At 45.4% G+C, this 12814-nt stretch carries 14 protein-coding genes; 9 read left to right on the top strand and 5 right to left on the bottom strand.

Translation table 11 applies throughout. From position 1 onward, the window contains the following. Nucleotides 1-329 precede the first annotated feature (329 nt). The 5 genes from rplM (at nucleotide 330) to ESB13_RS21415 (ending at nucleotide 4206) form a co-directional block, all read left to right on the top strand. Nucleotides 330-773, top strand: a complete 444-nt coding sequence (rplM, locus tag ESB13_RS21440) for a 50S ribosomal protein L13 (RefSeq protein ID WP_129005757.1) — start codon at nucleotides 330-332, stop codon at nucleotides 771-773. A 55-nt stretch (nucleotides 774-828) separates the two neighbouring features. Then, complete coding sequence (rpsI, locus tag ESB13_RS21430) at nucleotides 829-1218, top strand: 30S ribosomal protein S9 (RefSeq protein ID WP_129005756.1); 390 nt, start codon at nucleotides 829-831, stop codon at nucleotides 1216-1218. 69 nt (nucleotides 1219-1287) lie between these two features. After that, nucleotides 1288-2169, top strand: a complete 882-nt coding sequence (gene rpsB, locus ESB13_RS21425; protein ID WP_129005755.1) for a 30S ribosomal protein S2 — start codon at nucleotides 1288-1290, stop codon at nucleotides 2167-2169. Between the two features lie 159 nt (nucleotides 2170-2328). Next, a complete protein-coding gene (gene tsf / locus ESB13_RS21420) occupies nucleotides 2329-3168 on the top strand; it encodes a translation elongation factor Ts (protein WP_129005754.1) in 840 nt (279 codons plus the stop codon). Nucleotides 3169-3447: 279 nt separating this feature from the next. After that, nucleotides 3448-4206, top strand: a complete 759-nt coding sequence (locus ESB13_RS21415) for a helix-turn-helix domain-containing protein (protein ID WP_129005753.1) — start codon at nucleotides 3448-3450, stop codon at nucleotides 4204-4206. On the opposite strand, the gene recQ is transcribed toward ESB13_RS21415, so the two are convergent. Beyond that, complete coding sequence (gene recQ / locus ESB13_RS21410) at nucleotides 4203-6143, bottom strand: DNA helicase RecQ (protein ID WP_129005752.1); 1941 nt, start codon at nucleotides 6141-6143, stop codon at nucleotides 4203-4205. The genes ESB13_RS21415 and recQ overlap by 4 nt on opposite strands. A 127-nt stretch (nucleotides 6144-6270) precedes the next feature. Between recQ and ESB13_RS21405 the strand changes: the two genes are divergently transcribed. The 3 genes from ESB13_RS21405 (at nucleotide 6271) to pdxH (ending at nucleotide 8860) form a co-directional block, all read left to right on the top strand. Next, a complete protein-coding gene (locus ESB13_RS21405; protein ID WP_129005751.1) occupies nucleotides 6271-7179 on the top strand; it encodes a bestrophin family protein in 909 nt (302 codons plus the stop codon). Between the two features lie 210 nt (nucleotides 7180-7389). Next, a complete protein-coding gene (gene pyrH, locus ESB13_RS21400) occupies nucleotides 7390-8112 on the top strand; it encodes a UMP kinase (protein WP_129005750.1) in 723 nt (240 codons plus the stop codon). Between the two features lie 100 nt (nucleotides 8113-8212). Next, nucleotides 8213-8860: a pyridoxamine 5'-phosphate oxidase gene (pdxH, locus tag ESB13_RS21395; RefSeq protein WP_246022648.1), complete on the top strand. Its 648-nt coding sequence runs from the start codon at nucleotides 8213-8215 to the stop codon at nucleotides 8858-8860. A 261-nt stretch (nucleotides 8861-9121) separates the two neighbouring features. Here the strand turns inward: pdxH and ESB13_RS24125 are convergent, their stop codons facing one another. The 4 genes from ESB13_RS24125 to ESB13_RS21375 form a co-directional block, all read right to left on the bottom strand. Beyond that, entirely contained in the window at nucleotides 9122-9307 is a 186-nt protein-coding gene (locus ESB13_RS24125; protein ID WP_246022647.1) for a 30S ribosomal protein THX, read from the bottom strand. Nucleotides 9308-9431: 124 nt separating this feature from the next. Further along, nucleotides 9432-9701 carry an HU family DNA-binding protein gene (locus ESB13_RS21385; RefSeq protein ID WP_129005749.1) on the bottom strand — a complete coding sequence of 90 codons (270 nt, stop codon included), beginning with the start codon at nucleotides 9699-9701 and terminating at the stop codon, nucleotides 9432-9434. Nucleotides 9702-9959: 258 nt separating this feature from the next. Next, nucleotides 9960-10265: a DUF4286 family protein gene (locus tag ESB13_RS21380; RefSeq protein WP_129005748.1), complete on the bottom strand. Its 306-nt coding sequence runs from the start codon at nucleotides 10263-10265 to the stop codon at nucleotides 9960-9962. A gap of 7 nt (nucleotides 10266-10272) precedes the next feature. Next, nucleotides 10273-11037, bottom strand: a complete 765-nt coding sequence (locus ESB13_RS21375) for an exodeoxyribonuclease III (RefSeq protein WP_129005747.1) — start codon at nucleotides 11035-11037, stop codon at nucleotides 10273-10275. An 80-nt stretch (nucleotides 11038-11117) separates the two neighbouring features. On the opposite strand from ESB13_RS21375, the gene ESB13_RS21370 reads away from it, so the two are divergent. Next, nucleotides 11118-11846 carry an LOG family protein gene (locus tag ESB13_RS21370; protein WP_129005746.1) on the top strand — a complete coding sequence of 243 codons (729 nt, stop codon included), beginning with the start codon at nucleotides 11118-11120 and terminating at the stop codon, nucleotides 11844-11846. Nucleotides 11847-12814 lie beyond the last annotated feature (968 nt).

Below are 12814 nucleotides of genomic sequence, written 5' to 3'. Positions count from 1 at the left end.
CAAACTCCCTCCAAAACCCCGTAACCCACCCCCGGTAATTCAAAACTCCCAACCCTTTCTAATCAATACAGAGCACCACTTACAGCCCTCTAAACACTCCCAAACCCGCTTTTTTAAAGGCTTTTACAACACAAGTAAAAAATAGATGCAAATTTTTTATTGAAAATCAGCAACTTACGAAACATGCACGTAAAATTACTGCTCAAAAAATAGGATTTTTAGAAAATACACGCCTACCTTTGCACTCCTGAAATTTTCAGGGGATTTACTACCGGTGGGATAGCGCCGGGCGCCTCAAAAAGGCGTTTCACTTTAAAAAGAATAACAAAATGAGCAAACTTCATTTCACAACCAAGCATGCAAATGCGGCTACCGTACAACGCAATTGGTACGTTGTGGACGGTACTAATCAAACCGTAGGACGCGTGTGTTCAAGAATCGCTTCTGTTCTTCGCGGTAAGCACAAAGCTTCTTACACACCGCATTTCGACGCGGGAGATTACGTGATCTTCATTAACGCTGATAAAGTAGTTTTCAGCGGTAACAAATTTGAGGACAAAACATACATTAACTTCTCTGGTTATCCAGGTGGTAAAAAAGAAGAAGCTGCTAAGGACCTCATCAAACGTCGTCCCGATGCAATCATCGAACGTGCCGTAAAAGGTATGTTGCCTAAAAACCGTCTGGGTCGCAAAATGATCAAGAAACTGTTCGTTTATGCAGGTGATCAGCATCCGCACACCGCACAACAACCTAAGGAGTTAAAATTCTAATTCTCAAAACCGTAAAGGCTAAGCAGTAATGCCCGCGCCGATAAAGTTGAAATAAATGGAAAAACAAAAAAATGCAGTTGGTCGCCGTAAAGAAGCCGTAACACGCATCTTCATCTCTAAAGGTGAAGGCAAGATCACTGTCAACAATAAAGACTATAAAGAATATTTTCCGCTGGTTTACCTGCAAAATCAGGTAGAAGCTCCCCTCAAAACCGTTGAATCTATCGATAAATTCGATGTTAAGATCAACGCAACTGGAGGTGGCTTGAAAGGCCAGGCTGAAGCAGCTAAACTGGGTATTGCCCGCGTTCTGATTGAAGTAAACCCTGAATTCCGCCCCGTCCTTAAAGCGGCAGGTCACCTGAAACGCGATCCCCGTGGTGTGGAACGTAAAAAGTTCGGTCACAAAAAAGCGCGTCGCAGCTACCAGTTCAGCAAACGTTAATCCGTTTCCTGTATGGGTTGCAACAGCAGCTTAAACAATTATTCAAAATATTTCAATCATAATTTGACAATGGAAAATAACACTTCATTACAACAACAATTACTCGAAGCCGGTGTACACTTTGGACACCTGCGTAAGAAGTGGAATCCTAAAATGTTGCCTTACATCTTCGCCGAGAAGAAAGGTATTCATATCATCGACCTCAACAAAACCGTCGACCACCTGCAGGAAACTGCAGCTGCTCTCAAGCAAATTGCTAAAAGCGGTAAAAAAATCATGTTCGTAGCCACTAAAAAACAGGCAAAAGAAATCGTTAGCGAATGCGCTAAACGTGTAAACATGCCTTTCGCTACAGAACGCTGGTTGGGCGGTATGTTAACAAACTTCAACACTGTTCGCAAATCCGTTAAAAAAATGCAGAGCATCGAAAAAATGCTCGCCGACGGTAGCGCTGAAAGCCTGACTAAAAAAGAACGTCTTACTTTAAGCCGCGATAAAGACAAAATGGAAAAAGTACTAGGTGGTATCGCACAACTCGGTCGCCTCCCCGCAGCTTTATTCCTCGTCGATATCGGGCACGAACACATCGCACTCGCCGAAGCTAAACGTCTTGGTATCACTACTTTCGGTATGGTCGACACAAACTGCGATCCTAACAAAGTAGACTACGCAATCCCTGCAAACGACGACGCTACTAAATCTATCGCTATCATCACCAACTACGTCGTTGCCGCTATCGCCGAAGGCCTCGCCGAACGCCAGGCTGCGAAAGAAGAAGACGTAGAAGAAGTGGATAACGAAAACGAAAAGAAAGCAGCACGCATCCAGGCCGAAGCTGAAGCCGAAGCAGCACGCGGTGGTAAAGTTCGCGGCGGTCAGCAACCTAAACGCCGTGTTCCAGGTGGCGCTAGCCGCAGACCAGGTACACCAGGCACTGGCGGCCCTCGCTAATCGCATATAATAGTTGAATGTTAAATGAACGCTGAATAACATCATCTTCATTTAACATTCAACTTGCCTCTTTATACCAAAAAACAGTTTATGTTGATGCCCCGAATGCATAGAACTCTCCCGCATTCATCCTTCAACATGTAAAATATAGAAAGCATTATGTCTTCCGCAACAATTACAGCCGCAGATATTAACAAATTACGCCAGGCTACAGGCGCTGGTATGATGGATTGCCGTAAAGCATTAACTGAAACGAACGGCGATTTCGAAGCTGCTATCGACTGGTTACGTAAGCAAGGCCAGAAAGTTGCTGCTAAACGTAGCGACCGTGAAGCGAAAGAAGGTGTTGTTTTAGCTAAAACAACTGCCGACAACAAAACAGGTATCGTTCTCTGCATCTCTTGCGAAACTGACTTCGTTTCCAAAAATGCTGAATTCGTAGCCTTCGCTCAAAGCATTGCCGACGCAGCAATCGCTAACGACGTGAAAAGCGCTGAAGAACTGAACGAAGTTGCTATCAACGGTGCTAAGGTTTCCGACCTCATCAACGATAAACTCGCAGCTATCGGCGAAAAAATAGGTATAAGCAAATTCGAAAGAGTGGAAGCGCCTTTCGTTGCTTCTTATATCCACGGCGCAAACCGCATGGGCGTTCTCGTTGCACTCAACAAAGAAGCCGCTGAAGCTGGTAAAGACGTAGCAATGCAAATCGCAGCTATGAACCCTGTAGCAGTGGATCCCGAAAGCGTTTCTCCTGAAACCGTAGAACGCGAAAGGTCTATCGTTACTGAACAAATTCAGCAGGATCCTAAAATGGCCGGTAAACCAGCAGAAATGATCGCTAAGATCGCTGACGGTAAACTTAACGCCTTCTTCAAAGAACAAACACTCATCGCTCAGCCTTTCGTAAAAGACGCTGGCAAAAGTGTTGGCGAATACCTGAAATCAGTAGCCGCTGATCTCAAAGTGATCGAATTCAAACGCGTTGCTTTAGGGTAATCCCCCAAAGCCCCAAATAATAAAAGCCGTCTCAGTCATCATTGAGACGGCTTTTTTATTGCCATACCACAGCATACCCGGTAATCCCTGAAACCCAACCCGCAATACGAAAATATCCCCGGGATGATATCATTCTTACCTGCTAATAACCAACATATTAGTTCAATACAACAGGCAAACGGCACACCGGCATACAATGCCGGGTAAAAGACGGCCAAAAGTACCTGCCCGATTTATGTTACATTTGTTGCCTTCTTCTATCATTGCATAAAGGAACGTATGGACGAGCAACAACCCGGCCTTGGTCAAAAAATAGCCAGACTTAGAAAAGCAAAAGGATTAACCCAGGAAGAACTGGTTGAAAAATGCCACCTGAACGTGCGCACACTTCAACGCATCGAAGCCGGAGAGGTGACCCCAAGAAGCTACACTATCAGGCTCATATTAAATGAGCTGGGCCAGGACATTCCCAAAACAGAACAGCAGGAAGTGGAAATCGGCGCCGATACCACGCCCAGCAACGTTCAGCCAGGCAATAAAACCACATTCCGGAAGCTCTCCTTTTACGTTCTCGATTTATTTAATCTCAAAACAAATGCAATGAAAAAATTAACCATCCTTTCCTCAGCCGTTCTCGTCATTTTTGTAGTGGTCTTCTCCGCCTGCTTCAGCACCAAAAAAGCCGCAACGCCCGATGCCACATTGGTAGGTACCTGGCAGCTTTTCAAAAATGGCTTCCCCGATACTGCCTATGGCAACGTGCCAGGCCAAATACGATATAAAATAATTACGCCCGGCCATTTTATGGTAACCGATATCCAGGTGAAAGATAACACCATGTACGCCGCATTCTTTGGCACGCTTACCGTCGACACACAAAAAGGTACTTATTCAGAGAGCCTTCGCACAGCAGGAACAGGTTACAAACATAATCTTAGAGAAGAACCCTACCTGTATAAATTCAAGATCAACGGCAACTTCCTTTACACTACAGGCATCAATAACAACTACAACGAAGTCTGGAAGCGGATCGATTAACGCTTTCTCTTCTCAGCCTTCCATTCTATCCGCGTCTTTAGTTGATGACGGATACAATAATTCTGAACCGCGTCCAGGAAAGCCTCGCCGTATTTAGCCAGCTTAATAGCACCGAAGCCGCTGATCTTCGCAATATCACTCGAAGTAATAGGTAAATAGGTCGCCAGCTCGGTTAAGGTAGCGTCAGAAAATACAATGTAGGGAGGAACATTTTCCTTAACCGCTATTTTCTTGCGCAGCAGCTTAAGCTCCTCGAACAGGTCATTCTCAGGCTGAGGGGCATCCCCTTCCATCGGTATACTAACGGTTACCCCGGTCTCTTCATCTATCACAGTAGTGTAAGAAATGCCGGCGCCTCTTTCTTTGGAAACTTTCTTTTCTTCAGAAATGGTAGTGAGTAGCACCGTTTGAGCGCCCCGCAGTATCTGCCAGCTGCTTTCAGTAAGCTGCAACAGCGGGTATTCCCCCTCCGATTGCTGCAGGTGCCCCAGGTGTATCAGCTCCCTTAGGAACGAACGCCACTGGTCTTTCGAAAACTCTTTACCCGCACCCCAGGTCTTGAGCGATTGATGAAAAGGTTTAACAGTACTGCTGCCTCGTAGGAAATCTATGACGTAGTTCATTCCAAAACGTTCCTGTAAACGGCTTACAGCGCTTAGCGCCTTTTGGGCCGCTATCGTCATATCGGTTTTAACAGCATCGGTCAGGCAAACATCGCAGCTGCCGCATTCATTGCCCGCCGCTTCCCCAAAATAGTTCAGCAGGAACTTCCGCCGGCACGTGCGCAGCTCACAGTAGTCGGCCATCTTACGCAGCTTCTGCAACAGTATGGCCGACTGCTCTTCGTTGTCCTCCACCTTGGCAAAATTCCGCAGCTTGAACAAATCGGCAGCGCTGTAATAAAGAATAGCCTCACTCGCCAGCCCATCGCGCCCCGCACGTCCCGTCTCCTGGTAATACCCCTCCAGGTTCTTAGGCATATCGGTATGTATCACATAACGCACATTGCTCTTGTTGATGCCCATTCCAAAAGCAATCGTAGCCACTATAATACGAATCTCATCCCTCAGAAACTGCTCCTGCCGCTGGTCACGCACACGCTTCTCAAGGCCGGCATGGTAAGCCTCTGCCTGAAATCCTCTCGCCTGTAACTTCGCAGCAAGATCCTCCGTATTCGCGCGCGACAAACAATATATAATACCCGCATCTTTATCATGTGTCTTCAGGTAGGCACATAACTGCTCGAAATAATGCTTGCGCGGCTTGATATAATAAGAAATGTTAGGCCGGTTGAACGAATTCTCAAACGATGTATAATGGCTGAAACCAAGCTTGTCTATAATGTCTTCCTTGGTGCGCTTGTCCGCTGTCGCAGTTAACGCAACCACCGGAACAGAAGGAAACTGCTTTTTCAGCTCACCCAGTAAAAGATATTCCGGCCTGAAATCATGACCCCATGAACTGATACAATGCGCCTCATCTATCGCAAACAAACATACCCGCGTGTTTTCCTTCAGGTAATGAAGGAAATTCCGCTCACCCAAAAGTCGCTCCGGCGAAATATATAATAACTTCAGATGGTCTTCCCGCGCAGGCGAATGCTGCGAAGGCAAACGCTGTAAAATAAGCTGCTGCTCATTCAGCGATAAAGTGGAATTCAAAAAGGCCGCTTCAATACCATTCAGATGCAACGCATCCACCTGGTCCTTCATCAGCGCAATAAGCGGAGATACTACGATGGCCAGCCCATCCATAGCCAACGCCGGCAACTGGTAACAGATCGATTTGCCGCCACCCGTCGGCATCAATACCATCGAATCTTTGCCCGCCAGCACATTTTCAATAATAGCCTGCTGGTTATGCCGGAAGGACGTAAATCCAAAATGATCTTTGAGCAACTGTTCCAGCCTGTCGGTATTTGCAACGATGCCATTCATCTCAGCCCAATTAGACTATGAAGATAGGCACGAACACAACGTTTTCCCCAACGGTCTTTGAATTTTCGGCACGATTCTTAAAATAAAGATCAGCGTTCCCCGCATCGGAACATTTATTCTTACCACTATGATGATCTCTACCAACTTCAGGCTTAGCAGGATCGTACAATACACCTGGAAAACCGACCTGGTGATAACGCTCTCCTGCGTAGCCGCATACTTTATTGATAAACACCTGCTTGTAAAGCATTTTGTGCTGCCCGCCATCGTCCCTACGGTCCTCGGCTCGGCCATAGCCTTTTTCATAGGCTTCAACAACAACCAGGCATACGACCGCTGGTGGGAAGCACGGAAAATTTGGGGAGCCCTCGTCAACGACTCCCGCAGCTGGGCACGCAATGTCCTGAGTTATGTGAATGCCGGCGACGGGAACCACGACGTTAAAACAACTCAGAAAATAATGATCTGCCGCCACCTCGCATTTATCTACGCCCTCAAATCAGCTTTACGCCCTCAGAACGACAATACCTTCCGCAAATTCCTTTCCCCCGAAGAACACGAAAAGGTGATTGCACATTCTAACGTCCATAATGCCATCCTGGTCTTGCAGTCGCAAAGCCTCCAACAGCTCTCCGAACAGAACGCTATCGATGGCTTCCGCTTCCTCGAACTCAACCAGATGCTCGTAAACTTTACCGACTCTATGGGACAGGCAGAACGTATTAAAAATACCGTCTTCCCAACCATCTATATCTTTTTTACCCGCGTATTCATATGGCTCTTCACCATCCTTTTCACCATAGTCTGCGCCCACGAGATCGGCGCCTGGTCCATTCTCATGGGCGCCGTTGTTGGCTTTGTATTCCATATTACCCATTATAACGGTATCACCCTCATCAACCCCTTCAGCACGCTAACCACAAGTATCTCGCTCAACCAGATCTGCAGGACCATAGAAATTAATTTGCTCGAGATGCTCGGTGAAGAGGAAATTCCACAACCCGTAAAGCCCATTAATAATGAGTATATTATGTAAGCCGGCAACAGCCTGTAATGCCCATGGGTACTGCATCTCAGGTATACCACGGCAGCAGGAGAACGCAACGCCCCGCATGCCGGCAACAGCAATGAAATATAACCACAACAGCCGTCACAGCAGCTGTTTGCAAAAGGTATGATTTGGCATTTGGTTAAAAATTCAGGTTATTTGCACGCGAAAACTTCTTTACATACTCAATCCATATTCATGCTTCCTAAATACAAACGTATCCTTCTGAAATTATCAGGAGAGGCTCTCGTGGGCGGATCCAACAATGGTTTCGATCCATTTGATCCCCGTGTTATCGAACAGTATGCAAACGACATTAAAGCAATCACCGACCTGGGTGTTCAGGTTGCCATCGTGATCGGAGGCGGTAATATCTACCGTGGAATGAATGAACATGACAGCGGTATCGAAAGGGCGCATGGCGATTATATGGGCATGCTCGCCACTATGATCAATGGAATGGCTATGCAGGCAATGCTCGAAAAAATTGGCGTGTACACCCGCCTGCAAAGCGCTATTAAAATGGAACAGATTGCCGAACCATACGTACGCCGCAGGGCGATCCGCCACCTCGAAAAAGGCCGCGTGGTCATCTTTGGCGCAGGTACAGGTAACCCTTACTTTACTACAGATACCGCTGGCTCACTGCGCGCTATCGAAATAGGAGCCGACGTTATCCTCAAAGGAACGCGCGTAGATGGCATCTATACCGCCGACCCCGAAAAAGATCCCAACGCAACTCGCTACGAAAGCATCAGCTTCCAGGAATGTATCAGCAAAGGATTGAAAGTGATGGATATGACAGCCTTCACACTTTGTATGGAAAACAAACTCCCCATCATCGTCTTCGATATGAACAAACCCGGCAACCTGCTGAAAGTAGTAGAAGGATTGAGTAATGTCGGCACCTTGGTAAGCTAAGCAAAATATGATTCTTATCATAAATCCCGCCTTCCCGGCGGGATTTTTTTGTGCCCCCTTACAAGTACGATACCTTTGATGCAGAAAAATTGCTGTTACTATGTCTATCCAAAGAGCCATTGCTGATATCCGCACCGACTATAGTCTGAAAACGCTTGATGAGTCTGTTATCGCTCCCGATGCCATCGACCAGTTCACCACCTGGTGGAACGAAGCCATCGATAGTGAGATCGAAGAAGCCAACGTTACAACCGTTGCCACCGCTACAAAAGACGGTATCCCCGATGCACGTATCATCCTCCTGAAGAGTTACGATAAAAAAGGCTTCGTGTTTTTTACCAACTATAACAGCGTGAAAGCACAGGAACTCGCAGAGAACCCCAAAGCTTCCATGATCTTCTTCTGGAAAGAATTACAACGCCAGGTAAGGGTCTTCGGTACCGTCGAAAAGATCTCCGCCGCCGATAACGACGAATACTTTAATTCCCGCCCCGAAGGTAGCCGCATCGGTGCCTGGGCTTCCCCACAGAGCCATGTGATAGCCGACAGAACCATCCTGGATCAAAAAATAGAAGCCGTTAAAGCCGAGTTCGCAGGCAAACCTATTCCTCGCCCCGAATTCTGGGGAGGATACCTTATTAAGCCCGAAACGGTTGAATTCTGGCAGGGTAGAAGCAGCCGCCTGCACGACAGGATCAAATACACGCGTCAAAATAATAACTGGAAGATCGAAAGGTTGGCGCCTTAGTATTCCATACCAACTTACAGCACCCCGCCTGCCTGTTATTATTCGGAATCTGAACAGCGCAGGCCTTAACTCCCAATTGAAAAAAAACGCTGGATCAATCTATAGATTGCCGGCGTTTTTTAATGAGTTGATTTCACAGGCTGCTGAATAAGATACATCAGTAACATACGCAACCGATGCATGCCAATAATACAAATGCCTGATACCTTACGCAAATGCTCGGTATCAGGCATTCTATATTTTAAAAGTAAGTCATAACTATTATGCTTTCTTTTCTTCAGCTTTTTTAGCAGCAGCAGGCCTTGCAGGACGGCTTTTGCCAAAAGAACCCTTGAAAATTTTGCCTTTTTTAGATTTTTTGTCACCTCTACCCATGATTAGGATTTTTAAACTGGTTTTGAAATTAATATTAGGACTGCGAATTTCGCGAAAATCCCCGAACTGCAAAGATTAAAAATAGATGGCGGAATACCACCCCATAAACTGCCCGCCAATGCCCCCGGCACATACGCACAAAAAAATGGCGCGTTCGGTGAGAACACGCCATCCGGAGTGATATTTCAATCCCTTCTTATAATTTGGCCGACAGCTCTTTACCAGCTTTGAAGCGGGCTACTTTTTTCGCCTTGATCTTGATAACGGCGCCTGTTTGAGGATTGCGACCTGTACGGGCTGCTCGTTTCGACACAGAGAAAGTACCAAAACCTACCAGGGTAACCTTTCCACCGCCTTTCAGGGTCTTTGTTACGGCTTCTATAAAAGAATCAATAGCCGCATTTGCCTGGGTTTTAGTGGTGCCTGCGTCTTCGGCGATTTTAGCAACCAATTCAGCTTTGTTCATAATATGATTTTTTTCTTAGTGATTAAGTGAAACAAATTTATTCGCTTTTATCAACCAGCAAAATTTTTTTTAAATGATCATTCCCCCGACAAAATGGCTGAACCTCAATATTAGCAAGCTTTGACACACTTACCCTTCCCTTAATTCAGGAGTGCGATTGTCGGCTTTTTCGCTAAAATGCAGTTCCCATCTGCATTACAGGGAAATGACCCCGAACAGCTGAACTACGCCTGTTTTTACCCCTCAGCCCCGCACGCGCTAATCAACAATTTCCATCAGACTGCGGAACGAGATCACCCGCTCCCCCCATTTTACATGGGTAGCCTCCCGTAATACAGGCGCATGCGCATTGATATAATGATTATACCGCGCCATCGTCGACGTATAATACTGGATCGCATAAGTAGGCCCCTCCGTCTCATCAATGTCCAGCACACGCACAAACTGATGCTTGTCAAAACAACCCGTACCAAGCACCGCAGGCATATGCGTCTCTTCCATCCAGGCCCGCCACTCCTCATGAATGCTCCAGTCTACTTTCGTTGTGATGTTATAGATATACATAGGCTCATTATTTTATTTCAAGATATATCGGACAATGATCACTGTGCTTTACATCAGGATAGATACACGCATCGGCAAGCCGCTCCCGTAAAGGCTCGGTAACGGTAATATAATCTATACGCCAGCCCTTGTTCTGCAATCGCACCGTCGGAAAACGCATGCTCCACCAGCTGTACTGGTGCGGCTCCGGCCTGAATACCCGCAACGTATCTATAAACCCATGCTGCAAAAACTTGTCCATCCAGGCCCTTTCTTCAGGCAAAAATCCCGAAGAATTTTTATTGCCCTTAGGATCATGAATGTCTATCTCCTTATGCGCAATATTGTAATCGCCGCATACCACCAGGTTCGGACGCGTCTCACGCAATACCTGCAGGTATGCATAAAACTCATCAAGCCACTGGTATTTATAGGTCTGGCGTAAATCGCCGCTTGTTCCCGAAGGAAAATAAGCATTTACAACACTGATATCACCAAAATCAAGACGTATCACACGCCCCTCGGCATCGCTTTGCATAATGCCATTGCCGAAATAAGTATTGTCAGGATGTATACGTGTAAAAACCGCCACACCGCTATATCCTTTCTTCTCCGCCGAAAACCAGTAAGTACTATACCCCAAAGCCTCTATCGCAGCATAATCTACATTGTCCTTATGCGCCTTGGTCTCCTGTAAACAGATGATGTCTGCCGGATCGGTCTTGAGCCAATCGATAAAACCCTTGGTAATAGCACTGCGTATGCCATTGACGTTATAGGAAATGATGCGCATGTTAAAATGAATTATTGCTGCAATGTAATACATCAGTTATACATAACTTGCATGACTGGCATAAATTATAAGATCGTAATATGAATAAAGCTCCGGAGAGAATTATACCTGCTGATGCTGATAATGCTTACCTCGAAGGCCCTAAGCCACGAATGAATGAACTGGTCTTCGCCTGGGAGGTTTTTACTGGCTTTCTGAAAGGTTTCCGTACACTGCATTTCGTTGGCCCCTGTATCACCGTTTTTGGATCTGCCCGCTTTAAACCAGGCCATGCCTATTATGAAGCTGCCGTAGAATTTGGTAAACGTATCGCCGGAATGGGAATGACCACAATGACAGGCGGCGGTCCCGGTATCATGGAAGCCGCCAATAAAGGCGCATTCGAGAACCAGGGTATGTCCGTAGGTTGTAATATTATATTACCACATGAACAGCACGCCAACCCATATGTGCACAAATCCATTAATATAAAGTACTTCTTCGTCCGCAAGGTCTTGCTCGTAAAATACTCCTACGCATTTATTATCCTGCCTGGCGGTTTTGGTACTATGGATGAATTCTTCGAAACGCTTACCCTCGTTCAAACGCGTACCATCAGCGATTTCCCTATCGTGCTCTTTGGTACCGAATATTATAAACCCCTCCTTTCCGCTATGGAAGATATGGCCAAACAAGGCACCATCTCCCCCGAAGACATGAACCTGGTCCTCATCACCGACGACATCGATGAAGCCATCGCCCACGTGTCCAGGTATATCTCTTCTAATTATAAAGTCAAAAGAAGGAGATGGGGAAATAACAAATGGTAAATACTACCAACCCCCAAATTGTAAATGGCATTTTGCTAAAAAAAGACGGGCTTTCGATAAAGCATCCTTAAAGCATGGTAAAAGCTTCTTTAAAGCTTCTCAAAAGCTTCCTCGAAAATCTCCGCTTTTTTAGCAAAAGACCACTTTGCTAAAAATTACTAAGGAAATCGCACCCCGGAAAAGCTGCAGGGTTACCTGATCTAAAAAAATATCCCCCTTTTTGATTTCCGAATCAGCACTTTCCCCTACTTTTGCACCCCGTTCAAACGGAGAGCTCTTTAAAAGGTAATGTTCTGATGCTCAAAAGCAGTTACTAATAACCTCTTGGTTCCGGATTTACACCGGGTACATAATCTAAGTTTTAATTACTGATCACTAATGCTGGTTTCTGAATACTAAGTTTCACTTAGCTTTCTGAAATAAATTTTCAGAAGATGATTTTTGAAACAAAAGAAACCCTTACCTTTGCAACCCGATCGAAAAAATAAGATCATAGTTCATTGAAAATCAAATAGTTAGGTAGAAGGTTTTAAAAATAATTCTAAAAAACATTTGATTCGTAAAGTAAAAAAGCTTTACCTTTGCAACCCGCTCGAAAAGCGATCAAGTTCATTGAAAATCAAATGGTTAAATAGAAAGGTTCTAAAAAATATTTCTAAAAAACATTTGGTTGATAAGCGAAAAAGTCTTTACCTTTGCAACCCGAATCGAAGGAAACGGTAGCAAACAGAAGCAAAAAGCGCTGAAAAAAATAGAAAGTGTTAAGGCGATAAGGCCTGAAGAGATCGGATCTCTGACATGATCAAAAGTTTTGAACGAAGCAGTAGTGCTGAGTTTAGAATAAAGTTCTTTGAAAGAATGGAAACAACAGTACTTAAATAGCAATATTTAAGGTAAGTAACAAACGTAACACAATTTAATCCGACAGTTAATTTCGAGAGATATTAATAGTTGGGACAAACAAAACA

Source organism: Filimonas effusa, assembly GCF_004118675.1.
Classification (GTDB): domain Bacteria; phylum Bacteroidota; class Bacteroidia; order Chitinophagales; family Chitinophagaceae; genus Filimonas; species Filimonas effusa.
Note: the sequence above shows the minus strand (reverse complement) of the source record. Positions and strands in the feature narration are given on the sequence as shown.

Excerpts from the sequence above, each read along its gene's own strand:
- tsf (WP_129005754.1), top strand. The coding sequence starts at position 2,329 with ATGTCTTCCGCAACAATTACAGCCGCAGATATTAACAAATTACGCCAG.
- pyrH (WP_129005750.1), top strand. The coding sequence starts at position 7,390 with ATGCTTCCTAAATACAAACGTATCCTTCTGAAATTATCAGGAGAGGCT.
- pdxH (WP_246022648.1), top strand. The coding sequence starts at position 8,213 with ATGTCTATCCAAAGAGCCATTGCTGATATCCGCACCGACTATAGTCTG.
- rpsI (WP_129005756.1), top strand. The coding sequence starts at position 829 with ATGGAAAAACAAAAAAATGCAGTTGGTCGCCGTAAAGAAGCCGTAACA.
- ESB13_RS21370 (WP_129005746.1), top strand. The coding sequence starts at position 11,118 with ATGAATAAAGCTCCGGAGAGAATTATACCTGCTGATGCTGATAATGCT.
- rplM (WP_129005757.1), top strand. The coding sequence starts at position 330 with ATGAGCAAACTTCATTTCACAACCAAGCATGCAAATGCGGCTACCGTA.
- ESB13_RS21380 (WP_129005748.1), bottom strand. The coding sequence starts at position 10,265 with ATGTATATCTATAACATCACAACGAAAGTAGACTGGAGCATTCATGAG.
- ESB13_RS21385 (WP_129005749.1), bottom strand. The coding sequence starts at position 9,701 with ATGAACAAAGCTGAATTGGTTGCTAAAATCGCCGAAGACGCAGGCACC.
- recQ (WP_129005752.1), bottom strand. The coding sequence starts at position 6,143 with ATGAATGGCATCGTTGCAAATACCGACAGGCTGGAACAGTTGCTCAAA.
- ESB13_RS21375 (WP_129005747.1), bottom strand. The coding sequence starts at position 11,037 with ATGCGCATCATTTCCTATAACGTCAATGGCATACGCAGTGCTATTACC.
- rpsB (WP_129005755.1), top strand. The coding sequence starts at position 1,288 with ATGGAAAATAACACTTCATTACAACAACAATTACTCGAAGCCGGTGTA.
- ESB13_RS21415 (WP_129005753.1), top strand. The coding sequence starts at position 3,448 with ATGGACGAGCAACAACCCGGCCTTGGTCAAAAAATAGCCAGACTTAGA.
- ESB13_RS21405 (WP_129005751.1), top strand. The coding sequence starts at position 6,271 with ATGATGATCTCTACCAACTTCAGGCTTAGCAGGATCGTACAATACACC.